Origin of the sequence: Pseudomonas sp. W2I6, assembly GCF_030815935.1 — a bacterium.
Lineage (GTDB): Bacteria > Pseudomonadota > Gammaproteobacteria > Pseudomonadales > Pseudomonadaceae > Aquipseudomonas.
The window spans coordinates 5,285,658-5,311,038 of the sequence record NZ_JAUSXJ010000001.1; the positions used below are offsets into that span (position 1 = coordinate 5,285,658).

Genomic DNA, 25,381 nt, shown 5'->3' on the forward strand with positions numbered 1-25,381 from the left:
CCATGGTTGCGGAAACCTCAAAAAATGCACGCTCTGCTCGAGTCCAGGTACTCCAGTATCGTGGAAAATCATTTGTCACCGGTCTGCGCTGGCATCCGCTGGGCAGTGTCACCGGGCACATGAAGGAAGCGCGCCAGTACGGTCGTGAGCACCACCTCGACATTGTCGCCATTAGAAGAACACCAGCCATTATTCAGGCAGGTTTTGTAGCGCGCAGCGAGGAGGTCACCAAAGGGATGTACTCGCTCGCGGCCACCCTGGCTGGACAGCTGGGGGACTCATGGATCGCGGCCTGGAAAACTGAGAGCGAGATTGACCAATATGCCCTCGTTGCTGTGTATCAAGGTGGCGTGATCTCTGGCTGCGACATGATCGGCACTGGTGCTGAGGTCCGCCGCCGAGTCGCGCAACAACGCAGTCGTGGGATCAACTTCGACAACGAGTACCTGCCCCCAGAGTTCGATATGGGCGGTCAACCACTGGACGTGGCAGAGCTACTTCAGCCGTCGCATCTAAAACGCGAGTACCGGCTACGGCCACTCGTCTTTGGGCTATCCAAACCAGAACTTGTGCAGCTGGCGGTTCTTGGCGCGCTGATCGCTGCCGGCATCATCGGGTGGGCTCAATGGCAGAGCCATCAGGACCAAATAGCCAAAGAGGCGGCTTTCCAGGCTGAACAGCAACGCCTGGCAGAGTTGGCCAGACTGCAAAAAGAATCCGGTATGGAACAGACGCCCCAAGCGCTTGAACACCCTTGGGCCAAACGTCCATCTGTTGCAGATTTCCTGGAGGGTTGCAGCAACGTCATTTATCAGTTGCCTCTGTCCATTCAGGGATGGCAGTTCACGAGTGCCGTCTGCGACGGCGCACAGGTTTTGTCCTCCTATAAGCGCTCGGGCAATAGCACGGCCGACAAACTGATACAGGCGACGCAGGGCCACTTTTCTGATCGGCCGGCCTTCTTTGACGAGGGCAACTCGGCCACGTTGAAATTCGACATCTCTCTACCCGCAGCCGGTGATGAGCCTCTAAAAGACGCCATCGTGATGTTGGCGAACCTGTCGTCTTGGCTGCACAGCTTCACTCAAACCCCAGTGCTGAAAGAAGTGCCGGTCGTTGTGCCCATTCAACCAGCGATACCGGGCCAACCTGCGCCACCGCCGCCCCCACCGCCTCAATGGAAGCAATTCGAGCTGAGCTATGCCACTGGCATTACGCCGCTGGACTCATTATCCGGCGCACCCAGTCAGGGCTTACGGCTGCGCGAAATCACAACCAAATATGAGACCGGCCACCTTGTCTGGTCAGTAATAGGTGACCTATATGCGAAATAAAGCGCTGTGCTTTTTGTGCTCCATCCTTGCGTTAGGGGCACCATCGAGCTGGGCAGATGAGAACACCCTATCTGGGGTGAACGTCGGCGAGCTGGCCCAGATTCAAAGCCAGACGATCTTGTTGAATGCCAAAGCCGAGAAGGCCAAGGCCGAAAGATCGATCAAGGGCGAAGACCAAAGTGCGACGACGCAGCCGTCAACTGTGTTTTTTTCTCAAGGAAACCTCACACAGCCGGCTGCAGCCTCGGCGCACAGCAGTGATACACAGTCTGACTTGCCTGTCGTGAAAGCGGTATTCGGCTCAGCAAAACGGCTGCGTGCGACTCTGCTCTACAGCAGCGGATTTGAAGTAGACGCAGATGCCTCATCTCGGGAGTTACCCGGTGGCTATCGCATGGCCATCCTCTCCGTCGAAAACGTGACCCTCGAGCGTGGCGGTAAGCGCTACCCCCTCGGCTTTTCCAGTACGCCCCCGGCCAGCTTGAGCAACGTTAACAATTCAGCCCCCAGCATTACCCCATCAGCACCTATGCCGCCTGGGCTGATCCCTGGCCAACGTTGATTGAGAAGTTCGATGACGATCCTGACTGAAAAACCAGATGTCATAGAGCCTGACAGTGATGAGTCTGCTGCAGTCCTACTGACGTCGCACCAAACACTGCTGACGGCCCCTGGTGGACCGTTTGAGCTGAAACCCGAGCTGCGTCAACTATGTGCGTTGACCAGCGATGGGATTTTGTATGTGTCAGCCCAACACCAAACGGATGCCTATGTCATGGCATTCGAGGACCAGCTGGAACACGAAAATCACCACTTTGAGGTCAAGGTCTGCTCGATGAGCACAATCAAGGCACTCTACCGCGCCAATGATGATGCAAATGGTAAAGCACTATCGGCGACTGAGACGAAGCGCCAGGCCCAGGTGGTGCAGCTTTTAGGAGAAGCCCACCGGCGCAATGCCAGCGACGTCCACTTTGTCGTAGGTCACGATATCACTCGAATCTTCTTTCGCATCCACGGGCTCTTGTGGGAGGCAGAGCAGCACCAGAGCCAGGTGGGCATGGAGCTCTGCTCGTCCCTCTACAACAGCATGTGCGATGTCGCGAAAGACCACTACCAGCCGCAGGTGAGCCAGGACGCCAGGGTAAAACGCGCCTATGTCGACCAACTCGGTTTGTTCGGTGCCCGAGTCGCCACTCGGCCGCTCGTAGATGGCCCTCTGATGGTTTTGCGTCTGCTGTATGACGACAAAACCAAAATGACGCTTAGTGATCTCGGTTTCCTGACGCAGCAAATTGATGCATTCAGCCGCATCCGCAGCTTGCCTTATGGGGTGAACCTGATCACTGGACCCACCGGTTCCGGCAAATCGAAGTCGCTGCAGGTAAACCTGAACCTCTTGCACGAAGAGTGCGGTGGAACAAAACACATTCTGACGATGGAAGATCCACCTGAATATCCACTTCTCGCCAATCAGTCACCGCTGGGCGCCGGTGAAACCTGGAATGACGGTATCACCAATTCCATGCGACTCGACCCTGACATTCTCATGTATGGGGAGATCCGGGACCTTGCATCAGCACAAGCGGCTTTCCGCGGCGGTATGACTGGTCACCTGGTGCTGACGACACTGCACACCAACAACGCTGTAGCAGCTCTTCAACGACTGATCGACATGGGTGTAGACCGACACCTGGTTACTGATCCTGCACTGATGACAAGCGTGGTCAATCAATCCCTTTTGCCCGTGCTGTGTTCCCACTGCCGCGTCCCCGCACGCGAGCATCTCGGGCAGCTCAACAGTGCGCTGGTGCAGCGCTTGCGCGATTTGGAAGCGATTGATGAGACCTACCTCAAAGGACCGGGATGCCCGCATTGCAAAGGCTTGGGCATCACCGGTCGCACGGTGGTTGCGGAAACTTTGCTCACCGACCTTGAGTTCATGCGCGTTTTCAATGGGCAGGGTGCAAGTGCGGCACGTCGCCACTGGGTCAAGGAAATGGGCGGTATTACCAAGACCGCACACACGATCATCAAACTGAAACAAGGATTAGTAGACCCCCGCCACGCCGAAATGACGGTGGGGCCGTTGGACTTTGACCGGCAAATCCTGGAGCTCGCTCATGCTGAGTGACGTCAGAGCGATGCTGAATCGTTGGGCAGAGACCTTCTATGCCAAGCAGTTTGGCAAAAACGAAAGAATCCAGTTCTACGAGAGCCTGATGGGCATCCTTGAGGATGGTGTGTCGCTTGAGGACGCACTGCACACGGTGGCCAGAGCATTCAGCGATAACGGGCAGAAGCTCCATCCAGTGTCCCTTGCCTGCAGGGATATCGCGCAATCGGTAAAAGGTGGGAAATCGCTGAGCATTTCCTGCGAAGGCTGGGTTCCCTATGACGAGAACTCTTTGATCGCTTCCGGGGAAGACACCGGCAACCTGGTGCAGGCATTTCGGGACTGCGTGAGGATCATCGAAGTACGTCAGCGGATCAGCAAACTCGTAGCGTCCGCCACCGTTTTCCCCTCCGTGGTGTGGAGCGTCATGGCGGCGTTGCTGTATGTGATTGCAGTGTGGATGGTGCCCTCCATGACACGACGCTCCAACCCCGAGGCGTGGACCGGCGTGCCGGCCTTCCTCTATGCCCTATCGAATTTCGTGACCCACTACGGGCTAGTGACGCTGATAGCTGTAATCGTCTTCATCCTCATATCGATCATCACTCTACCCGTGTTTTGCGGCCTTCAGATTACGGCCGCCAGCCCTTCGTGGAAGCTGCAGTTGAACAAGCTGCTCCAGGTCCTGCGAGTCCGAGCAGAGAGGCTCCCGCCTTGGTCAGTCTACAAGGCGCTCCACGGATCGATCTTTCTGCTCAACATGGCTGTGATGCTGCGCTCCGGCATCAACCAACTAGATGCGCTGACCTCTCTTCAACGCAATGCCTCTCCATGGTTGAAAGAGCGCCTGAGCGCCATTCATTACGGAGTGAGCGCCGGCAAAAACTTCGGTACCGCATTGAAGCTTGCGGGTCATCAATTCCCAGACCCCATGGCGATGCATTTTCTGGAAGTGCTCGCCACCCGCAAAGGCTTCGCTGAGTCGATGGAACGGTTTTCCAACCGGTGGCTGGAGCAAACGCTTCAGCGCGTCGAAGCCATCGCCAAATCTCTTATCGGCATGTCCTCCATGGCCATGGGGGTCATGATGATTCTGGTAGTGATCGGGATCTTCCAGTTGGCCGGCAATGTGACTGCAACGCTTTAAATCAAACCTAAATGAGGTACTGGAAATGCCAACAAACACTCCAAACAACCAACGCGGATTTCTCTCCCTAGACGGGATGTTCTGGTTGATGCTGATCGCGGTGGCACTTGGTTTCATCGTGTTCATGGGCTACAGAACGTTCGGCAGCTCGGACGTCACTATTGAACAGAGCAATCTCGGCACGTTGCTGAGCAATACCAAACGACTGAAAAGCACCACGGGTTACGCCACGGCAGGCACCAACTTAGCGCCTTCTTTGATCAACCTCGAGGCAACTGGCGGCATGAGCATCAACGGTAATGCCCTGTCCAACCGCTGGAACGGCGCAGTGACCGTGATGAGCAACGGCATGACCTTCACCATCACAGAATCCAACCTTCCGAAAAATGCCTGCATCACCCTTGCCTCGAACATGGCCAAGGACAAACAGACAACTACGGCGATCAACGGCGGCACTGCAATTGCCGGCGAAATCACTGCGGTGGCAGCTGCGACCAGCTGCTCCTCGGACGCCAATACCATCGCTTGGACTTCGTACTAAGGAATTCAGTGTGAGCGTGATCTCTGATGCTGAATTCGTCGACCTGTACCTCGGCGATGGATTTGCCGACGCCAAAGGTCTCCCTGGGCAGGCACGAAGGGTTGAAGCGCCCGCCGAATGGCGGGCAGACCTTGAGCGCTTACGGGCGCAGTGCGAGGAAAAGCACAAGGCAACCCAGGATCCAGAGTTCGCCCTAATTGAAGATGGCGTCGTCCTTCGTGTAACCCAGTTGCTGGATTTGAATGGCAAACCTGTGTTTGTCGTAAGCAAATCCTCAGTCCAGATCCGTCCATTGGACATGCTGGGTCTGCCCGACTATCTGCAGGACGCGCTGATGAGTGACACGGTTCGCGGCCTGATATTCATTTGTGGGGAAATGGGCACAGGGAAAACCTCCAGTGCTGCATCACTGGTGAAAGCTCGCCTTGAGGCCTGGGGAGGCATTTGTGTGGCTGTCGAGGATCCTCCAGAACCGTTTTTGAATGGTCGGCATGGCAGTGGGCGCTGCATTCAAGTTCCGGTCTCTCGCCGGATGGGGGGATACGAGGAAGCGTTGATTCTAGCGCTGCGCACAAGAGCCGATTTCCTGTTCGTGGGAGAAATTCGCGACAGCTCGACAGCAGCACAAGTAATTCAAGCCTCGATCAATGGCCATCTCATCATCAGCACAGGCCATGCAGGCAGCGTTACTCAAGGCATTGAGCGTATATCAGCCCTGGCTCAGCCGTTACTCAATAACGCCCGAGAGCTGCTCTCCAAGGGGCTAGTGGCCGTTCTTCACCAGTCCTTATCAAGCGGCAACGAAGGGAGTCGTCGATTAACCCTGCAGAGTCTGCTGTTCACGGGCGATGACGGACCGGGCATCCGAGAGAAAGTCCATGCAGGAAAGATCACGATGCTCGATCACGACATCGCTCACCAATCATCAAGGAGTCTCTGGAATGACCAGTAGGAACAAGCAGCGGGGCTTCTTGAGCTTGGACATGGCGATCGGATTGGCCGTTTTCTCCGTTGTCGTCACTTTGGCGATCGCATGGCAAATCAAGCAGATGGATTCTCAGGACTATCGAATTGCGGCTGATCAACAGAGAACCATTTCAGAGGCATTGGCCAAATATCTGAAGGATAACTACAGCGTGGTGCTGGCCAACGCGGCAGCAACCGTACCGGTGCAAATAACCGTTCCGATGCTCGTCAACACCAACTACCTTCCTGCGGGTTTCAGTCCCACTAACGCCTTTGGGCAGACCATTGTCGGCCTCGCCCGGAAACCCAACGCCAATCAACTGGAAGTGATTGTGGTTACTACAGGTGGGCAGACGATTCCTGAAATGGGTATTCGAACCATCGCTGAAAATCTCGGAGGACCTGGTGGGTTCATCTCTTCTGCCAATCCGAACATCGTCCAGGGCGTGCGGGGTGGATGGCAGGTAGCACTAAGTAACTATGCTATAGCTCCTGGCCCAGGACATACAGCTAGCGCACTTTTTCTTATGGATGGAGCGTTGGCTAATGACTATCTATATCGAAACGCTGTGCCCAATCATCCAGAATTCAACACGATGAATACTGATATCACGATGGGCAACCACAATATTAACAACGCAGGAAATATCACAGCGTCAGGCAACATAACAGCTAACGCCGACATTACAGCTCGAAACGTTATCGCCACAGCCAATGTTAATGCCGCTACTGCAACCATTAACGGTGATACCAGCACAGGTGGTTGGTTCAGAACACGTGGTGACACAGGCTGGTACAGCGAAAAATGGGGAGGCGGGATTTATCAAAATAGCCCCAACTGGGTCCAAGTTTATAACGACAAAAACTTTTCAACCGGAGGTGAACTATGGGGTGGAAAGATAACCTCGACGGGCAAGATAACGGCCTATGATCGCATTCAGACAAATGAATATTTGTCCCTGGGAGGCATAGCTACCGAGGGGCAACAGTGCAGTGACCGAACCCTTCTTGCAAAAAGCGCCGCGGGAATAACGTTGTCCTGCGAACAAGGCTTATGGAAAAGACCAGGTGGGTGGGAATTCCAGCTGATCCAGGGCACCTGCCAGGCGCCTGCCAGAGGAAGTGTGACCTGCTCCCTTGGCGACACTACATGGAAGTCGTGCTCTTTAACTGGCGCTTTTGGCATTGGGGATAGTGAGACTGGGTACATCTTCAGAAATGCAAGTGGATGGTTTCTCTCCACATCTCGACTTTCCTGGCCAGGTCTTTTCTATTGGAGCTGCTTCAAATAAAGCATCCATTTATAAATTCCAAAACGTTTTATAGTATGTCTATGGGGATTATTGCAGTGCAGACGCTTGAGAATAACGTTGAGTATAGTGCTGGAGAATTACAGACCTGGCTAAGCACCCGAAGCAGGATATGCTCAACTGTGCTATGGCGTCGCGCACTAGAAGGAAAAGAGGCATTCGAGGTCGGCGAGTTCACTTACAAGTTACAACCAACGGCCTCTGGTCGTTATTTAGTAAAAAAGATCGCCACTATGGAATTAATCAATCCACAACGCAAACCAATGAGCATCAAGCGAGCCGCAAAGTGGACTGTCATTGCGCTTGGCTTAGTAGGAATTTGCTTAACATTGATTATCCTCACGAAATAGTTTTGTTATTGACGCGTAGGTGGTAACAACCACCGTTCTGTGGATGGAGCTCATATCATGACAATGCAATGGCTCGTTTTGATGATTGTGCTCATTGCCTCCAGCATTTTCATGGAGAACCAACATCAGGACCAACGTACATCCGACTACGCTACCCTCGACTCGCTGGGTCGCGGCTTTCTGGTGTACCGATCTGCCGCTACCGAATATGCCCAGGCCAACCCGGGCTTCAGCGGGGTACCGAGCGATTCTGCGCTCAACCTACCTGGGTGGTTTGTGAAACCTGTGGGCGTAGGTTCTTACATCTCATCAGGAACGGCCTATACTTATTTTGATGGGGTTGCACCGTCAGGCTTGCCTTCTGTGCTGGTAGACCTGACAAAGACAACGACCGTTGGTTTTAAGCGTTCAGGAATGCTGATTTCACAGATAACTGGGGCGACCGGTATAGCAATTCCGTCCCCTGTTCCCGAAGGTGCGGTCGTCGCCGTCAATTAGTCTGAGTCGACCGACTTTGAAAGGCGCCGGGTTGCATAAGCTCCGGCCTATCAACATAATGATCACAACAACGTTTCCACCCCGTTGGCTACTGGCGGTCATCAGTAGCGCCCGGTGATGCGGCTTGCCTCATCACCAACCCCAAAGCACGCATAGCTCCGGGAAGGGCGTGCGGACCTGGTTCAGAGCTCTCCCTGTGTCTCCCTGTTCAAGCCAGACACGCAGCCGTCTAACTCGTGAATTGCGAGTTCAAAGGCACATAGGGCTCTGTTGAGGTTCGAAGCACCGTAGTCTAAGGGCCACACTGGTGTTGTGGCCCACACTTTTTAAAGCTCACACAATAGGTAGCCTGATCATCTTGCAAAGGATGATCAGGCTACCTATTGGTAGCTGCTTTTCCTTGCCGGTGGCCCGCCGGCGAAACGCAGGGCTCCCTTTGTGCGCGGATGCGTGCCTTATGCTAGCTGGCCTCAGCCACGATAATCGGCCAGGTGTTGGAAGTAAGACGTTCAGATCACAGCCCAGGGATCAACAACGCCTTCATCCCGCACAGGTGGTATTTTTTTCTGAAAGACGCTACTTACTACATCCGAGAGTGACTGTTGACCCAGCTACTCTCGGTAGCTTCTCCTGTCGACCTGAACCTTCTTTGCCCTCCGCGAAATATCCCTCTCCGCTTGACACATCACCATCCCCCCTTCGATGATATGGACGTGCTTTGCTGACGTCGTCAGCATCATGCCCAGGCAGTCAGGATCTTGAAGACTGCGACACGATGTTCGTGTCAGATCCGCCCAAGACCGCTGAGCTTCTGGTAGCGCGGTCGGTCGACAATCGTCGATGGAAGCACCTTATGCAACTCACCTCGCGGGGAATCACTTCCCCAACGGGGTCAGTGGGTTCTCCGCATTCAACCTGCAGGAGAATCACCATGTCCAAACTTGCTTATGGCTTCGGTTTCGCGCTTGGCACCATCACGCGACAGTTTCTGCGTGCGGTAAAGAAAACCAGCGCTGCGCCCACAGCTATCCATACCAAAGCAGCTCCGTTGCTTCCACCGCCCTGCGTACCTGAGCGTCTCGTACGTGAGATGGATCATGTACCGGCAATAACTCGTAAAGGTGTCGACCTGAACCTTTGGTACGCGGCTAACACTCGAGTGGTCGAAAAGCCCGCTCGGAAACCGCGTAAGAAGCCAGCTGCACGCTCGTTGGTGCCAGCAACTTGCTAAGTCTGCGTCCTTCGCCTCTGTAGGGAGCCTTCCCAAAGGGAAGGTTTCCTCAGAGATTTCACGGTAGGGGCTTGACAAGCGACAATCGTATTTCCATGATCTGCACATGTATCGCTGACGTCGTCAGCAACATGCCCAAGTAGTCTGGATCCGCAAGACTACGATGCGGTTTTCCGCATTGATCCACTCCCAAGATCGCCATAGCTTCCGGTAGCGCGATCAGTCGACTTAGTCGATGGAAGCACCTTTCCCACCCATGACGGGCCTACCCCGTCAGGGCAGGCCTCTCACTTTTGGAGGTCTGATGAAAACTGAACTGGCTCTCTACCAGGCGTTGATTTCGATTAACGTCCCGGAACAGAAGGCAAATGCTGTTATTGAAGCTTTGGAGACCGACATGCTTTCACGTTTGGCTACCAAGGCAGATTTAACTGCTCTTGCTGCAGAGTTCAAATCTGAGATTTCACAGCTTGAAGTCAAGCTCACCATTCGCATGGGCGTCATGTTGTCTGCAGCTGTCGGTGTAATGATTGCTGCAATGAAGCTGATGCATTAAACAACCTTAAGCTCCACCCACCCTCGCGGGGAATACTTTCCCCCCAGGGCGAAGTGTTTCTCCGCTTTCTGTTATTTCGAAACTGGAGAATCACCATGAGCACTAATCAATCCAACGAAGCAAAATTCTTCGACCTTCACACCACTGGTATCGGTTATCTCAACCGTATCCGTGAAGTGAAACCTCGCGGCAAAGGTAAGCCATTCATGGCAGTTACCGTTGCGGCACTACGCGGCTCGATGGATGATGCCGAGTATTCCTATATCGACTGCAACGTGGTCGGCGCTGAAGCTGAAAAGCTGATTCGTCGCAGCCAAGCAGCCGTTGAAGCCGGAAAGAAGGTCCTTGTGAGCTTCCGAATCGGTGATATCTGGACCGACGCATTTACCTACGAAAAAGGCGATAAAAAAGGTCAACCTGGAGCAAGCCTCAAGGGCCGCCTGTTGTTTATCGGCTGGATCAAGGTGGATGGGGTAACTGTCTATGAAGCCAAACCGAAAGACTCTGCTGAGCCCCTTCCTGCCCAGGATGGTGCTGCTGGAGATGATTCGGATGACGCCCAAGGACAACCTGAACCTGAACAACGTCAATCTGCATGATTGAAATCATGGCGCCCCCTGGGCGCCTTTCAATATTCGTATCGAAGGGAACGCCTCCCTTCGGGATTGGTAGTTTCCGAAGACTGGAGATTCGCCATGATCATAAACCCTCAACGACTGCCGCTGGTGATTGAGATCGGTCTAATAGCGGCTCAGGCTCGTGTTCACAGTGCCTTAGACAAACAACGTCCAATTAATGTGGCAATTGACCCTCATGATGACCCGCACTACTTCCTCTCATCGGACCTATGGTTCGATGCTCTGGATGGGGTTATTAAGTTGGCCGAAATGGACCACAAAGATGATTTCAACCCAGACATCAGCCCGACCTTATCGGCGTTCGGACTTCTCCAAGAGTATTGGCAGGCCCGCGATCGTTTAGATCCGCAACCTGAAAGTGACGCTGCATGAAGTCAAGCGCCCTCTGGGTGACTTCAATTTACATATCGAAGGGAACGCCACCCTTCGGGATTGGTGATTTCCGAGCAATGGAGATGAGCCATGATGATGAACCCACAACGACTGCCGCTGCTGACCGAGATCGGTCTTTTAGCAGCACAAGCTAGTGTTTACAGCGAGCTGGATAAAATACTTCCGAGCAACCCGGCACTCGATCCCGATGATGACCCGCGCTACACCCGTACTTCTGATCTTTGGTTAGAAGTTCTGGATGGGGTTATCACATTGGCAAAGATGGACCATCGAGATGAATTCAATCCCGAAAACAGCCCACTGTTGTCGGAGTACGGACTTCTCAAGGAATATCGAAGGGCTCGCTGGGAGTTGGAAGATAAGCTTATCCACCCCGAATACTACTAACTCGCCACGTAGCATAGGCTGACTCTCACGCTGATTCCAAATCAGCATAAAGACCCATCGGGAAACCATCTCCCGACCGGGCCAGGTGGTTTTCGCACCTGGAGATAAACATGCAAACCACCACTAACCTCGTATCGTCTGACCTGCTCAAACTCCCGGTCGTTTTAACACCCCGGGCCTGGCAGGAAGCGGTGCATATTGAAAACCCACAGGATGCAAGTGTTGTCAGTGAGCGACTGGGCGATGTTGTCCTGGAGGCCTATCGAGAACTGCATTTGCAACCTGACAGCACACAGATCCATTTCGGCCTCTATCGTTTATTGCCTGCCGGCAATAACACCGATCGAGTCTGGCTGGACCTAAAACTTGACCGCATAGAATCACCGCCAGGCGTTTTCTATCTGTACATCTCACTCAAGGAAGAAACTCATACTTCTTGCCCATAATCCTTCGACATTCACAGCACTACCCAAAGCCCGACATCTGTCGGGCTTTTTTCATTCGTAGCAGTGTGGAGCTGCCCATGATCAACATCCCCGGCCAACTGGCCATCCGTACCATCAGTGGCCGCAATGGCGAATTCAACGTCGGACGGCTCTCGACCTCTATCGGTGAGTTCGTGATCAAAGACGCACTCCTTGATCAGTACGATGAAGGAAAATACCGAGGCGACTTTCTGATAACGGAGATCCGTCCTTCGTATTACTCCACAGCAGGTCGCCTGGTCGTTGAGATCCGTGCAAAGCTGGAAAGCATGAGCCTCGACGACGTGGACAATCTGACACCGGAAGACGCCGCCAGGCTCTCGCCAAACGAGCCTGACCCTATGGATGAAGAGTCTTCCTCCAACCTCTCCAAGCCAGTGCAGCGGAATAATCCACCCGCAGTACCGGCCTCTAATAAACAGGTATCAAAAGAGGATGCCCCGTTTGGGATGACCCCGACCGGCGGAACCAACGACCTCGAGGCAGATGCTGAGTTGTTCGGCACAATCTGGCCTCTAAGCGATACAGTCAGGCTGGACACAACTGTTGATCGTCAGCAACTACGCCAACAGTGCAGTCGGCTCTCTGAGCTCGGCTATGTACACAACTTCAAACTGCAGGTATGGAATATCTCCAATACCTGACGAAGCCCGCGATACGCCAAGCCAATCGGCACAACCCATGAGGGGCTCCCTCCTGGGCGCTCCTCGACTTAGCAGGAGCAGCACATGAATCCAATCTTCAATAACCTGACCCAAGAAATCCTCGAAAACATCGAAGATCAGCTCGCCAATAACGAGGTGTCGACGAATGAGGAGCTTTGGGACTTCTTGGTAGAGGAGCTCGAAATGACGGCAGAACAAGCCGATGCCGCCGTTGCCCTTCGCCCCAAATACCTGGGGCAAATTTTTCTCACTGGGCACAGCCCTCTATTTCAAGACGAGACGGTCTCGTTTGACCCGAACGATAAAACGTTCAAATCGGACAACCTGCTGTTTCCCAAGCAATAACACTTACTGCTAACACCCCCGAGGGGCTCACCGCCCCTCCGGGCGGGTTCCCCCTCCATTATGGAGGTTCCCATGCCCAGCCCTACCCCGCTCTTCCCAATCGAGGAGTGCAATGATCTTTTCGTCGACGCTTGCGCGTGTGACGAACAACGCAACCTGGTGTTCCTTTCTGCATGGGGTCGAGACACGGCGCTGCAGGAGTTCCTGGCCAGGCTGACCCTCGGCACGACAGAAGATGGTCTAAGCCGGTTTCACATCGTTGTAGATGGCCGAAGTCTTCCTGTTTTCCCCAACATCGATCTGTTGGAGAAGCGCACCACGCGACAAATGCGCGGTACGTTATTCGGCAGCTTGATTCACCTCTGGTTGTTTGACCGACGCTGCGTACAGCCGGATCGGGCCAACCACTTCGCCTACGCCCTTCTTGAGAACGGGCAGTCACCTCATCAACGGCTTTGGCCTTTGATACAGGACACCTGTCCATTACCGCTACTGCCTCATTGGCAGGAGCAGGTAATGGGGTTGCTCACCCAACACGACATGCTGCAGCTGTTACCTGGAACGTCCGGTGCTGTTGCGGCATGGCGTTTGTCGTTGCAACTCGACGTTCTCGAAACAGCCCTAGGCGAGCTCATTCGCCAGGGGCAGCTCTCAACCCACGCTCAGTTTGAGCATTGATCCAGGAGCCTCACCATGGCTTTGATGTTCCCACGATTGGCGCGCAACTTCGCTCGCAATGGCTACTACCCCACTGACGAAACGACGCTGGAACTCACCCTACAAGCGTTGGCACCATCCCCAAGCGGGAAGATGCGGATCTTCGATCCCTGTGCAGGCGAAGGCGTTGCCTTAGCTGAAGCTGCTCATGCACTCGGGCGTGACCGCGTTGAGACCTACGCAGTCGAGTATGACCAGGAGCGTGCCAAACACAGCAAGACACTGCTGGATTGCGTGCTGCACAGCGACTTGATGGACACCATGATCAGCCGCCAGGCCTTCGGCTTGCTCTGGCTCAACCCGCCCTACGGTAACCTGGTCGCTGACCATGCAGGTGCATCTCAGTACCAAGGTAACGGCCGTCGGCGCCTGGAGAAGATGTTCTATCAACGGACGCTACCACTGCTGCAGTACGGGGGAGTCTTGGTGCTGATTGTTCCGCACTACGTGCTGGACGATGAGCTGTGTGGTTGGCTATGCAATCACTTTACTGAACTGCGGATCTACAAAGCCGCTGATCCAACCTTTAAACAGGTAGTGATCTTCGGTATACGAATCCGCCGGCAGGACCTCGCTCGACCGCAAGAAGTCAAAAACGTACGCGCACGCCTTCAGGCGATCGGTACCGGCACATTGAGCGCGGAAGCGTTACCAACCAGTTGGCCATGGGAGCCCTACAGGGTTCTCTCGGCATCCAACGAGCTGGAACACTTCTACCGTATCAGCCTTGAACCTGAACAGCTCAGCGAAGAAATCAAAAGACTTCGTGGCATGTGGCCTGACTTCACACTGCACTTTGGTCAAAGCGGCGCTCAGCCACGACCTCCCGTGAGGGAGCTGTCGCGCTGGCACTTGGCGTTGGCATTGGCTGCCGGTGCGATTTCCGGCGTAGTGAAATCCAAAACCGGCCGAGTATTGGTACTCAAAGGCGATACCTACAAAGATAAGGTCCGCAAGACCGAGTTCACCGAAGACCAGGACGGCAACGTGTCCGAGGTAAGGATCCTGACTGATCGTTTCGTGCCCATCATTCGGGCATGGGACATGACGCCAGGCTCTGCCAACCAAGGCCGCGTGATCACCATCAGTTCATCGGCGGATACGCCGCATGAGGCTGATGAGGTGGTGACACAGCCAACACTGACCCCACCACCACGAGTGACATTTGAACCTGGCCGCTTAGTGCTGACCCAGTCAGTGCACCACCTGATTGAGCGTGGACATCTCGATCCAAGCACTTACTTGCGACGGCATTTCTCCGGTGACTGGGGGGAACTGCCCAAAGAAGACTGGAGCAGTAACCAACGGGCTTTGACCTACGGGGATCGATTGTTCTCCTGTTATGACATATGCGCCGGCGATGAGACCCGGCTCTGGATCATCACCGAAGCTGACCGCAGTGCAACAACCGTGTTGCTGCCATCGGACTACTGACCCACCACGCCAACCTGGCCATCCGTTAACCAACCCGCAGGGTATTCACCATACCCGTCGGGGTGTCGTGCATGCCCTGTTTCGTTCCTATTGGAGAAACACTCATGAACGACCTATCCCAAGTCTCTGTATCGCCCTTGGCCATCGGCCTGACTGAGTTCATCGACGAATTCGGTGATGAATTATTGGACTCCCTCAATCGCTCTAACCCACCGGTTTATTCCGGCAGCATCAACGAAGCCTATCAACGGGTTATGAGCGAACTCAAACGCCAGCCGTTCCCTGCTCAAGCTGATGTAGTGCAGGCCGTTGCAGCTTTATTGCTAGACCGCAACGAGCAGGCAGCCGTTATCAATGCAGAAATGGGCACTGGGAAAACCATGATGGCCATCGCTGTAGCCGCTGTCATGCACAGTGCGGGCTACCGCCGCACTTTGGTGGTTTCGCCTCCACACCTGGTCTACAAATGGCGACGGGAGATACTCGAAACCATCCCAGACGCACGCGTGTGGGTTCTCAATGGACCCGATACGCTGGTTAAGCTGATCAAGCTACGTGACCAACTGGGGGATCCTTACGATGGCCGTAAAGAGTTCTTCATTCTCGGACGCGTGCGAATGCGCATGGGGTATCACTGGCGTACGGTATGTTGGCCACGTCGCGCCAGCGGCGGATACAACTTCGCAGGATGCCCCGACTGCGGACGCCTTCTGTTGGACTTAGAAGGCAACCGTGTGACTGTCGAAGAGTTTCACCGAGAGGAACGCCGTCGCAGCTGCCCTTATTGCCAAGGACAACTCTGGACGCTGATGCGCCCGGGCAAAGCCGACAACGGAACTCGTCGTGCGACCATACTAAAATCGATGTGTCGGATTCCGACTATCGGTCCAGTACGTGCGGACAGATTGCTGAATGACTTCGGGGAGGACTTCCTCGCTTCGATGCTGATCGACAACGTCAGCGAATTCATCAACCTGATGGACGCTCAGGGCAATTTCATCTTCAGCGACCGCCAAGCCAAACGCATGGAGCGCGCCATGGCCAACATTGAGTTTGGCTTTGGCGAGGGCGGTTTCCAACCCACCGAGTTCATCAAACGCTACCTACCAGACGGATATTTCGACCTGCTGGTGGTGGATGAAGGACATGAATACAAAAACAGTGGCTCGGCCCAGGGTCAAGCCATGGGTGTATTGGCAGCGAAAGCACGGAAAACCGTGCTGCTGACAGGCACCCTCATGGGTGGCTATGCCGATGATCTGTTCTACCTCCTGTTCCGAATACTTACCCGGCGAATGATCGAGGACGGTTACAAACCAAACGCGCGCGGAAGTATGGCTCCGGCCGCGATGTCATTCATGCGCGACCACGGCGTATTGAAGGACATTTACACCGAGCGGGACAACGTGTCACACAAAACAGCCAAGGGAAAAAAACTCTCGGTGCGAACGGTGAAAGCCCCAGGCTTCGGCCCTAAAGGCATTCACCGTTTTGTGTTGCCGTTCACCGTGTTTCTGAAACTTAAAGATATCGGTGGCAACGTGTTGCCGGCGTACCAGGAGGAATTTGTCGATATCAGCATGTCTGCAGAACAAGCGTCGGCCTATCAGCAATTGGCAGGAAAACTGACGCAGGAACTTCGCCAAGCATTGGCCCGTCGAGACACTACCTTGCTAGGGGTAGTACTCAACGTGCTGCTGGCTTGGCCTGACTGCTGCTTTCGACCGGAGATCGTTAAGCACCCTCGTAGCAAAGATACCTTGGCGTTCGTCCCCTCGATCTTTGCAGATGAGCAAATAATGCCGAAGGAGAAAGCACTGCTCGACCTCTGCCTCACGGAAAAAGCCAAAGGCCGGAAGGTTCTGGCCTATACCGTGTACAGCGGCACGCGAGACACCACCTCTCGCCTGAAACGACTGCTGGAGCAATCTGGTTTAAAAGTAGCGGTCCTGAGGGCGTCAGTGGATACCGCCAGGCGCGAGGATTGGATCCTCGACCAGGTAGACAGAGGTGTCGACGTACTGATCACTAACCCGGAGCTGGTCAAGACCGGGTTGGATTTGCTCGATTTTCCGACCATTGCGTTCCTGCAGACGGGGTACAACGTGTACACCTTGCAACAGGCAGCTCGACGGTCATGGCGGATTGGGCAAAAGCAGCCGGTGCGGGTGGTTTTTTTTGGCTATGCCGGCAGCTCTCAGATTACTTGCCTGCAGTTGATGGCCAAGAAAATCGCCGTGGCTCAAAGCACGTCGGGAGATGTGCCAGATTCTGGTCTCGACTCGCTGAACCAAGATGGTGATTCAGTTGAAATGACACTTGCAAGGCAGCTCATTGCTTCATAGTTTGACGGCCACCTTCGGGTGGCCATTTTTTTATAACGATCCCAATTTACCAGCGGCCAACTCGACACTTCAAAAACCATGCGTCCTGGAAAACCTATTTCCTGATGCACCTAAGAGACCGGTTTGAGAGGGTGTATTCGCTTTTTCGCGAGGACGCCCATGAACCTACCACGCCCTACTCGAACCACAGCGATACTCAGTCTGTGCCTTGCATTATTGGCAGGCATTCTGGGTTATGAGCATCATCAACTCTCCCAACTCAGCAACAGCTTGGCTGCGACTGCAGACAAAGAGTCGCTCGATGCGTTGTTGACGCGGCTGGGCAAAGTCGATGAGCGACTGGACACGGTAGCCGGCAACCACCTGGTGACCAATGAGGACTTCCGAGCCGGGCAGCAGGCTTTATCGAATCGAATTGATGCCGCACAAGCGTATGCAAAGCAAGCGACGGAGTCTGCGCAAGAAATCTCTCAAAATGCTGCGTCTGCTGGTGAATTGGTAGTCCTCAAAGCCAGCGTCGAAACACTCGATAGCCGTCTTCAAGAACTCAGTCAGTCACGCATCAAACAAACCACTGCTGTTCCCCTCAAGCCCAAGCCTAAGCCCGTTGCCCGCCAACCAAAGCGGCCAACACCGCCCGCTACCACCACTGTCACACCGCAAACACCCCCTTTTACCGTTGTCGGTATCGAGTATCGCGGCGGTGAACGCTTTTTGTCCGTAGCACCGCCTGGCAGCACGCAGTTGAATCAAATTTACCTTATCCGACCTGGTGACGCTGTGGCGGGCACCGCCTGGCGCCTCAACGCGCTGGACGGAAGATCCGCACGCTTTGACGTGGCCGGAACACCTCAAACCGTAACCGTCGCGCAATAGGACCTCCTTTATGCACTCCCCTACCACTTCCTCGAAAACAAAGAAGCCCAGGAACATTGCTCTTTACGTTTTGGGTTTCATTGCAGGCTTGGCCACCTTCGCGTTTGCATATGTCTGTCATGCGGCTTCGGGGCAATCAACGTCGATCTCGAACACTCAGAACAGTGAAGTTCACAACTCTTCTCAAGGAGCCAGTCAGACAGAACTCGCCCGCGAGTGGGGATTAACCCCCCAAGAATGGTCCCGCTTTCAAACTGTGATGGAGGGTCCTCGCGGAATCTATTCGCCAGGCCTGGATCCTCTGACAGCACTTGGCATCGAAGCGAAGTCGGAGGAGGAGCGCCGACGCTATGCAGAGCTGCAGGTGCGAGCCGAGCGACAGCGTATCGATAAGGAACTGGCGTACCAAAGGGCCTATGACCAAGCCTTCGCACGTCTTTACCCCAATGAAAAAGTCATCCAACTATCGTCCAACCCTGCATCTGCTCCAGGCTCGGGAGCGGTAACTGCTGTGAAAGGCACTGGACGACTAGCCGTTTTTGTTCAAGACAGTTGCAACGCATGTATTGACCGCGTCAAAGACTTACAAAACCAGAAACAGTCCTTTGATCTGTACTTCGTTGGTAGTCAAGGTGATGACGAAATAATTCGCCGCTGGGCCATCTTGGCTGGAGTCGAACCGGCCAGCGTGAGAAGCCGACAGATCACATTGAATCACGATGCCGGTCGATGGCTTGGCCTTGGACTCGGCGGTGAGCTGCCGGCCGTGGTACGCGAGGTGAATGGACAATGGCAGCGTCTGTAATTCGCGCGGCTTTAACGGGGGGGCTACTGCTCACCGCGGCATTTGCTAACGGTGCCGAGGTTCCGCCACCGGCCTATCAGTTGATTGCCCTGCCTGCCGGCGTTCCGTCCGAGGTGCTGTACTCCGTTGCACTGCAAGAGAGTGGCACCCGACTTCGCGGCCAGATCGTCCCCTGGCCCTGGACGTTGAATGTCGCCGGCGCCGGATATCGCTTTGCGACACGCAGCGATGCTTGCAGAGCGTTGATGATCGCCCTTCAGACCGCAGGCCCAAATAGAGTCGACGTCGGGCTTGGACAAACCAACATCGGTGCCAACGGCCACCGTTATAGCTATCCCTGCGAAGGGCTGGATCCGTACAAAAACCTCTCGGTTACGGCCCAGATCCTGGCTGAGCAAAAAGCCAAAGGAGGCGACTGGATCACCGCTGCTGGTCGGTACCACCGCCCTGCCGGAGGCGAACCCGCTGCCCGATACCGACGAGCTTTTGCCAAACACCTCAGCCGGGTCACCGGTATCAACCTGATGGCGAATAATCCATGAATAGATTGCTGCATCTGCCTGTTTTGCTGTCTTTGGCCTCCCCCATGGCAGTGCATGCCACCTCGCTGATTGTTGTTGAAGACCGAGGGGGTGTTTCCGCTCTGCCCTACTACCAGTACTTGGCTCCAGAACCTACTGAGCAGTCAGCACAGTCAGAGAATATTGGTGTGCGTGGGCAAGGCTCGTTTCCAGTGCGCTCTGACCAACTGACACCCGGGCAGGTACAGGGCCGGGTAATCAATGCACCTGGCCTGCAACCATTGTTTCTTGTAGGCGACGATGAAAGCTCCAGAAAGTGGTTATCACAGCGCCGCGATCAGTTACAGCAACTGCAGGCAGTGGGCCTTGTGGTTAACGTGGCCAGCGCCGAGCGGTTTGCCGAAATCCAACGATGGGCAGGAAATCTACAGTTGGTCCCGGCTCCATCAAATGATCTGGCACAGCGCTTGGGAGTCCAGCATTACCCGCTGTTGATCACTGCCACAACGATCCAGCAGTAACCAGGGTATGGCCTCTCTTACGCACATCACCTTGGTCATCAAGCAACCAGATGACCCACGAGCAGGCCAACTGCTTTTTGAACAGGTCACCTATGTCGCCAAGCTCTATGGCGGCACCGTCATCGCCCGCGTACCTGGTGACGAGGTGGAGCTATGTCAGCGGCTAAAAGAACGACTGCCCGAGGCAGTTGAGCAAGCGAGGCAAGAGTTGGCCAATTCATCATCACGCATGAAAGGAGGATCCCGGCCCCATGAAGCTGACCAAGAAGCAACGCTGCGAGCTTCACGCTAAATTCGCGGGCCATTGCGCATACTGCGGTGTGCTGTTGGGTGACCGGTGGCATGCGGACCACATGGAAGCAGTATGGCGAGAACCAGAGAGGGTGGACGGCAAGTACTCCGGTGCCATCATTTTGGGGCGGCCAGAGAACCACGCCATCAGCAACATGATGCCCGCGTGCGTGCCGTGTAATTTGAGCAAGGCAGCGATGCCACTAGAAGTCTGGCGAGAGCGCATTGCTGGACACGTCAACTCCCTTAACAGCTACCACCCCATATACCGCCTGGCCAAGTCCTATGGGCTGATCGCTGAGACAGGCAAGCCAGTCGTTTTCCATTTCGAAACAGTGGGGCCATTGTCCCCTTTCACTCATAGGAAGTGATCCATGACCACCTCCTACACCATTGAGTCGTTACTACGCCCTGCTGTTGAGCTGTACACAGTTTGCGTATGTGCCGCTGCGGCGTTGCTCTGTATTTTCGCGCCCTGGGCGGTTGCTCTGACGCCTTTATTCGGCATGGTTGCCGGTACAGGCTTTCTGGGTCTAGGGTTCGTCCGCCTCAAACAAGCGTTGGTAGTGCTGCGTTACCGGCGCAATATTCGGCGCCTACCCCACTACACCATGACCAGCAAAGACATGCCGGTCAGCAATGAGCGGCTATTCATCGGTAAAGGCTTTCGCTGGACCCAAAAACATACTCAGCGGTTGATGGAGACTTACCTCCCAAAGTACGCCGAGTATGTCGAGCCCACGTCTATCTATACCTTTGCTCGCAGAATTGAGGAGCGTCTGGAGTTCGCACCCTTTCCACTCAAATTGCTGTCAAAGGCTACCTCGTGGGATGTGCCATTTAACCCGGCGCGTCCACTTCCTCCAGTCGGGGGGCTACCGCGCTTACACGGTATAGAGCCGAACGAAGCGGATGTCAGCCTGCCACTGGGTGAGCGGGTTGGACACTCCCTTGTATTGGGGACTACTCGTGTTGGAAAAACCCGCTTGGCAGAGTTGTTTATCACCCAAGACATCAGGCGTACCCGCCGTAGCCCCCGGCGCCGCGTTCATATGGGGCGCCGCGTGCAACCCGTTCATCGAAGCCAGCGCAATGTAGAAATGGACCTGGACCGCGAAGTGGTGATTGTCTTCGATCCTAAAGGCGACGCAGACCTCCTGAAGCGCATGTACATCGAATGCAAGCGCGCAAACCGACTGGAGGAATTCTACGTGTTCCACCTAGGCTGGCCCGATCACTCCGCTCGCTACAACGCCGTCGGCCGGTTTGGTCGGATCTCGGAGGTTGCCACCCGCATTGCCGGCCAACTTTCGGGGGAAGGCAATTCCGCGGCATTCCGGGAATTCGCCTGGCGTTTCGTCAACATCATCGCGCGCGCCCTCGTGGCACTGGGACGTCGGCCGGACTATGAACAGATCCTCAAGCATGTGACAAACATTGACGCGCTGTTTATTGAGTATGCGCAGAAGCACTTTGCTGAAAATGATCCCAAAGCCTGGCAAACCATCGTTGAGCTGGAAGGAAAGATCGATCGTAAGAACCTCAGTTTCGCCATGAAGGATCGACCGCTACGCGTGGTGGCCCTGGACATGTACCTCACTCAGCAACGCATCTCCGACCCAGTGATGGAGGGTCTGCGATCAGCCGTACGCTATGACAAAACCTATTTCGACAAGATCGTGGCCAGCCTTCTGCCATTGCTGGAAAAACTGACCACAGGCCGGATTGCAGAGCTGCTATCTCCCGACTACATGGATCTTGAGGACCCACGACCAATCTTTGACTGGATGCAGATCATCCGCAAACGGGCAGTGGTCTATGTCGGCCTGGACGCTTTATCTGATACAGAGGTAGCTGCAGCGGTGGGCAACTCGATGTTCAGCGACCTGGTGTCAGTTGCGGGTCACATCTATAAGTTTGGCATCGATGATGGCTTGCCCGGGGCCACCGGCGGCAAGGTAGCAATTAACGTACATGCGGACGAATTCAACGAACTGATGGGCGATGAATTCATACCGATGATCAACAAAGGCGGTGGTGCCGGCATGCAGGTCACGGCCTATACCCAAACCATGAGCGATATTGAGGCAAAAATCGGTAACCGGGCTAAAGCTGGCCAAGTCATCGGTAACTTCAACAACCTGTTCATGTTACGTGTACGTGAGACTGCAACCGCCGAGCTGCTGACCAACCAGTTGCCAAAGGTCCAGGTGTTTACCAGTACACCAGCAAGCAGTGCAAACGACGCTATTAACGGCAACACCGCTTTCACCTCTAACACTCACGATCAGATCCAAAGTGTCAGCGTACCGATGATCGAACCGGCGCATGTGGTTGCCCTACCCAAGGGGCAATGCTTTGCCCTGATAGAGGGCGGGAATTTGTGGAAGATTCGTATGCCGTTGCCGGCAAGCGATCCCGATGAAGTGATGCCCAAGGATCTTCAGGCCTTGGTTGAGGGCATGCGTAAAGGATCCGGAACCAGCAGCGACTGGTGGCAAGCACCGGGATATGACGCACTAAGTGAGTCGCTTCCTGATGACTTGGTAGACGACTTCCGCCAGATGGCCAATAACGGAAAAGCCGCATAGGCTTGAAGGAACAGAGCCATGGCCGATATCGCGGAAAAAGCCCAGCAACAGCAGGAAGGTCAAAAAAACTTCCTGGGCATGCTGTTCTCTACCCCTTTTCATTTCTTGGGGGTGATGTTCGGCTCCTTGCTCGGCGCCATCGTCGTTGAATGGCTTTGCATGTACACGTTCTGGCCGGATGCCGGCTGGAAACATGCTCAGCAGATGTTCCAACATGAACTGGGCTGGCTGTCCCAGGATCTGCTGCACAGCGTTGTCATCAAAGAACCGGGGCGTACGGCAACCTGGCTGGCACAAACGGTCTATGACTGGCTGATGGTGAAAACCGGCATGCAGGACAATATAAATGCACTGACACAGTACGCTCGCTCAACATCACCACAACAAACGGGAACCTTGAACCTTCGCTACGAACTCGGTCGGGCGATGATCAAATTCCAGGACTATGGCTTAGCCGCGTTATACACAGTCCTGACCTTCTGTGTGCGAATGGTCATTCTGACGTTGACGATTCCGCTGTTCGCACTGGCGGCGTTCACTGGCTTGGTCGATGGCCTGGTGCGGCGTGATCTACGAAAATTCGGCTCCGGCCGCGAGTCAAGTTACCTGTATCACAAAGCCCGGGGGACGATCATTCCGCTGACCATCGTGCCCTGGACGGTCTACCTGGCCATCCCCATCAGCATCAGCCCCCTTTTGATTCTGTTGCCCTGCGCCGTGCTGTTGGGTGTGTCCGTTTACATCACCGTTTCAAGCTTCAAAAAATACCTTTAGGAGCTGCCCATGCAGTGGACACAAGAACAGCAGCCCATCATCCATTCCACGGCTGACAAGCTACTGGTTCAGGCTTTTGCCGGTACCGGCAAAACCACCACACTGGTGGGCTACGCCACACAACACGCCTCGGTGAAAATGCTCTACCTCTGCTACAACAAATCCGTCGAGCTCGCTGCCAGGGGCCGCTTTCCACGCAGAAACGTGGTGTGTAAGACGGCGCATGGCCTCGCATATGCAGTCTATGGCAGTCAGTACGCCACCAAGCAGACCAATAACTTACGCCTGACGGACATCGCAAGGGCCATCAACACCCAGGACTGGGAGCTCGTGCGGGATGTCCTCAGCACGCTTAACAACTTCATGGCCAGCGCCGATGACGAGTTGGGCCGTGTGCATTTTCCCAGATTCCAGGGGCAACGAATGCTCACAAGTGCCCAGGAACGTTTCCTGAACAATGCTTTAAACGTGGCTAAAACCATCTGGAACCGGATGATCGATCTGCAGGACACAGCAATGTCGATCACCCATGACGCTTACTTGAAGCTGTATCAGCTAAGCAAGCCCGACCTGAGCGAACGATTTAACGCCATTCTGCTCGACGAAGGTCAAGACGTGAACCCAGTTATTGCCGACATAGTAAAAATACAACGGGTCCGCAAGGTGGCAGTCGGCGATCCCCACCAGCAGATCTATCGCTTCCGCGGCGCAGAAGATGCGCTCAACAGCGACTGGATGGCCGACGCCGAACGTCACTACCTGACCCAAAGCTTTCGCTTCGGCCCTGCCGTCGCGCATGTGGCCAACATCATTCTTTTTTACAAGGGTGAGACACGAAAGCTGCAGGGGTTAGGTTGCAATACCCTGGTTAAACGGGCTCTGCCTGAAGAGCTACCGCATCGCACGTTTATCCATCGTACCGTGACCGGCGTCATCGAGAACGCCCTGCAGCTGGTCGCAAGCAACCCCAAGATTTTCTGGGTCGGCGGTATCGACAGCTACTCGCTACGCGATCTGGAAGATTTATACCTATTCAGCCGCAACCGTAACCATGAGGTGCAGAACCGCAGGCTGTTGAGAGATTACCGGGACTTTTCACAGTACGTGGAAATAGCCGAGGTAAGCCAGGATACGGAGATGTTGCGATCGATCAAGATCATTACAGCCTATCCGGACCTGCCCCAGCGGATCCAAACCCTACGTTCCCGCTCTGTAGATAACGAGCTCGACGCCACCGTGACACTCACGACTGGGCACAAGGCCAAGGGGCTGGAGTGGGACTTTGTCAGCCTGTATGACGACTTTAGCGCTGATCCGCTTTCACCCGATATCGATCAAGGTCGTAAAGATGACGAGTTGAATTTGCTGTACGTGGCGGTGACGCGAGGGATGAAGATCCTAGCGTTGAACTCAATGGTGCTTTCTATCATGCAGCGCTATGTCGATGCTCGGACCTCTGCACTCCAACCTCAGAAATCACGCGCTTAGCAACAAACTATTTCAGATTGCTGGCACGCGCTTATTATTGAAACCCTGGTAGCTCT

28 protein-coding genes are annotated in these 25,381 nt (G+C 54.6%); all 28 read left to right on the forward strand.

What is annotated here, in order from left to right; all coding sequences use genetic code 11:
- The first annotated feature begins 2 nt into the window (after positions 1 to 2).
- The 28 genes from pilO2 to QF039_RS24510 all read left to right on the forward strand — a co-directional run bounded on the left by pilO2 (position 3) and on the right by QF039_RS24510 (position 25,325).
- Positions 3 to 1,334: a type 4b pilus protein PilO2 gene (gene pilO2, locus QF039_RS24375; protein ID WP_008437354.1), complete on the forward strand. Its 1,332-nt coding sequence runs from the start codon at positions 3 to 5 to the stop codon at positions 1,332 to 1,334.
- The gene (gene pilP, locus QF039_RS24380) at positions 1,324 to 1,896 is read left to right on the forward strand and encodes a type IV pilus biogenesis protein PilP (protein WP_008437355.1); all 573 of its coding nucleotides are present in this window, start codon (positions 1,324 to 1,326) and stop codon (positions 1,894 to 1,896) included. Before pilO2 ends, pilP begins: the two co-directional genes overlap by 11 nt.
- A 12-nt stretch (positions 1,897 to 1,908) precedes the next feature.
- Positions 1,909 to 3,468: a GspE/PulE family protein gene (locus tag QF039_RS24385; RefSeq protein WP_008437356.1), complete on the forward strand. Its 1,560-nt coding sequence runs from the start codon at positions 1,909 to 1,911 to the stop codon at positions 3,466 to 3,468.
- A complete protein-coding gene (locus tag QF039_RS24390) occupies positions 3,458 to 4,597 on the forward strand; it encodes a type II secretion system F family protein (protein WP_008437357.1) in 1,140 nt (379 codons plus the stop codon). The genes QF039_RS24385 and QF039_RS24390 overlap by 11 nt, the downstream gene beginning before the upstream one ends.
- Before the next feature lie 25 nt (positions 4,598 to 4,622).
- On the forward strand, positions 4,623 to 5,138 hold the full coding sequence (locus tag QF039_RS24395) for a type 4 pilus major pilin (protein ID WP_173667485.1): 516 nt from the start codon (positions 4,623 to 4,625) through the stop codon (positions 5,136 to 5,138).
- Between the two features lie 10 nt (positions 5,139 to 5,148).
- Entirely contained in the window at positions 5,149 to 6,090 is a 942-nt protein-coding gene (locus QF039_RS24400) for an ATPase, T2SS/T4P/T4SS family (protein ID WP_008437359.1), read from the forward strand.
- Positions 6,080 to 7,396 (forward strand): shufflon system plasmid conjugative transfer pilus tip adhesin PilV, encoded by a 1,317-nt coding sequence (gene pilV, locus QF039_RS24405; RefSeq protein WP_008437360.1) that lies wholly within the window; start codon positions 6,080 to 6,082, stop codon positions 7,394 to 7,396. Before QF039_RS24400 ends, pilV begins: the two co-directional genes overlap by 11 nt.
- Positions 7,378 to 7,764, forward strand: coding sequence for a hypothetical protein (locus tag QF039_RS24410; protein ID WP_124361237.1), 387 nt, complete (start codon positions 7,378 to 7,380; stop codon positions 7,762 to 7,764). Before pilV ends, QF039_RS24410 begins: the two co-directional genes overlap by 19 nt.
- Before the next feature lie 57 nt (positions 7,765 to 7,821).
- Positions 7,822 to 8,262: a type IV pilus biogenesis protein PilM gene (gene pilM, locus QF039_RS24415; RefSeq protein ID WP_008437362.1), complete on the forward strand. Its 441-nt coding sequence runs from the start codon at positions 7,822 to 7,824 to the stop codon at positions 8,260 to 8,262.
- Between the two features lie 1,535 nt (positions 8,263 to 9,797).
- Positions 9,798 to 10,049, forward strand: coding sequence for a hypothetical protein (locus QF039_RS24420; RefSeq protein ID WP_008437363.1), 252 nt, complete (start codon positions 9,798 to 9,800; stop codon positions 10,047 to 10,049).
- 95 nt (positions 10,050 to 10,144) lie between these two features.
- Positions 10,145 to 10,648 carry an STY4534 family ICE replication protein gene (locus QF039_RS24425; protein ID WP_008437365.1) on the forward strand — a complete coding sequence of 168 codons (504 nt, stop codon included), beginning with the start codon at positions 10,145 to 10,147 and terminating at the stop codon, positions 10,646 to 10,648.
- A gap of 96 nt (positions 10,649 to 10,744) precedes the next feature.
- On the forward strand, positions 10,745 to 11,059 hold the full coding sequence (locus QF039_RS24430) for a hypothetical protein (RefSeq protein ID WP_008437366.1): 315 nt from the start codon (positions 10,745 to 10,747) through the stop codon (positions 11,057 to 11,059).
- Positions 11,060 to 11,149: 90 nt separating this feature from the next.
- Positions 11,150 to 11,467 (forward strand): hypothetical protein, encoded by a 318-nt coding sequence (locus QF039_RS24435; protein WP_008437367.1) that lies wholly within the window; start codon positions 11,150 to 11,152, stop codon positions 11,465 to 11,467.
- A gap of 110 nt (positions 11,468 to 11,577) precedes the next feature.
- On the forward strand, positions 11,578 to 11,913 hold the full coding sequence (locus QF039_RS24440; RefSeq protein ID WP_082236564.1) for a hypothetical protein: 336 nt from the start codon (positions 11,578 to 11,580) through the stop codon (positions 11,911 to 11,913).
- A 77-nt stretch (positions 11,914 to 11,990) separates the two neighbouring features.
- Complete coding sequence (locus tag QF039_RS24445; protein WP_008437368.1) at positions 11,991 to 12,596, forward strand: DUF3275 family protein; 606 nt, start codon at positions 11,991 to 11,993, stop codon at positions 12,594 to 12,596.
- An 84-nt stretch (positions 12,597 to 12,680) separates the two neighbouring features.
- Positions 12,681 to 12,962 (forward strand): hypothetical protein, encoded by a 282-nt coding sequence (locus tag QF039_RS24450; protein WP_008437369.1) that lies wholly within the window; start codon positions 12,681 to 12,683, stop codon positions 12,960 to 12,962.
- Positions 12,963 to 13,034: 72 nt separating this feature from the next.
- Complete coding sequence (locus tag QF039_RS24455) at positions 13,035 to 13,640, forward strand: hypothetical protein (protein ID WP_008437370.1); 606 nt, start codon at positions 13,035 to 13,037, stop codon at positions 13,638 to 13,640.
- Between the two features lie 15 nt (positions 13,641 to 13,655).
- Entirely contained in the window at positions 13,656 to 15,113 is a 1,458-nt protein-coding gene (locus QF039_RS24460) for a DUF6094 domain-containing protein (RefSeq protein WP_008437372.1), read from the forward strand.
- A 104-nt stretch (positions 15,114 to 15,217) separates the two neighbouring features.
- Complete coding sequence (locus tag QF039_RS24465; RefSeq protein WP_008437374.1) at positions 15,218 to 17,458, forward strand: DEAD/DEAH box helicase; 2,241 nt, start codon at positions 15,218 to 15,220, stop codon at positions 17,456 to 17,458.
- A 159-nt stretch (positions 17,459 to 17,617) separates the two neighbouring features.
- A complete protein-coding gene (locus QF039_RS24470; RefSeq protein ID WP_038448855.1) occupies positions 17,618 to 18,334 on the forward strand; it encodes a hypothetical protein in 717 nt (238 codons plus the stop codon).
- Between the two features lie 10 nt (positions 18,335 to 18,344).
- A complete protein-coding gene (locus QF039_RS24475; RefSeq protein WP_124361236.1) occupies positions 18,345 to 19,139 on the forward strand; it encodes a TIGR03759 family integrating conjugative element protein in 795 nt (264 codons plus the stop codon).
- Positions 19,124 to 19,681, forward strand: a complete 558-nt coding sequence (locus tag QF039_RS24480) for a lytic transglycosylase (RefSeq protein ID WP_008437382.1) — start codon at positions 19,124 to 19,126, stop codon at positions 19,679 to 19,681. Before QF039_RS24475 ends, QF039_RS24480 begins: the two co-directional genes overlap by 16 nt.
- Positions 19,678 to 20,181, forward strand: a complete 504-nt coding sequence (locus QF039_RS24485) for an integrating conjugative element protein (RefSeq protein WP_008437383.1) — start codon at positions 19,678 to 19,680, stop codon at positions 20,179 to 20,181. Before QF039_RS24480 ends, QF039_RS24485 begins: the two co-directional genes overlap by 4 nt.
- A gap of 7 nt (positions 20,182 to 20,188) precedes the next feature.
- Positions 20,189 to 20,473, forward strand: coding sequence for a hypothetical protein (locus QF039_RS24490; RefSeq protein ID WP_024073354.1), 285 nt, complete (start codon positions 20,189 to 20,191; stop codon positions 20,471 to 20,473).
- Positions 20,433 to 20,843, forward strand: a complete 411-nt coding sequence (locus QF039_RS24495; RefSeq protein WP_008437384.1) for a hypothetical protein — start codon at positions 20,433 to 20,435, stop codon at positions 20,841 to 20,843. Before QF039_RS24490 ends, QF039_RS24495 begins: the two co-directional genes overlap by 41 nt.
- Before the next feature lie 3 nt (positions 20,844 to 20,846).
- Positions 20,847 to 23,063: a type IV conjugative transfer system coupling protein TraD gene (traD, locus tag QF039_RS24500; RefSeq protein WP_024073353.1), complete on the forward strand. Its 2,217-nt coding sequence runs from the start codon at positions 20,847 to 20,849 to the stop codon at positions 23,061 to 23,063.
- Positions 23,064 to 23,081: 18 nt separating this feature from the next.
- The gene (locus QF039_RS24505) at positions 23,082 to 23,837 is read left to right on the forward strand and encodes a TIGR03747 family integrating conjugative element membrane protein (RefSeq protein WP_008437388.1); all 756 of its coding nucleotides are present in this window, start codon (positions 23,082 to 23,084) and stop codon (positions 23,835 to 23,837) included.
- Positions 23,838 to 23,846: 9 nt separating this feature from the next.
- Positions 23,847 to 25,325, forward strand: coding sequence for a UvrD-helicase domain-containing protein (locus tag QF039_RS24510; RefSeq protein ID WP_008437391.1), 1,479 nt, complete (start codon positions 23,847 to 23,849; stop codon positions 25,323 to 25,325).
- Positions 25,326 to 25,381 lie beyond the last annotated feature (56 nt).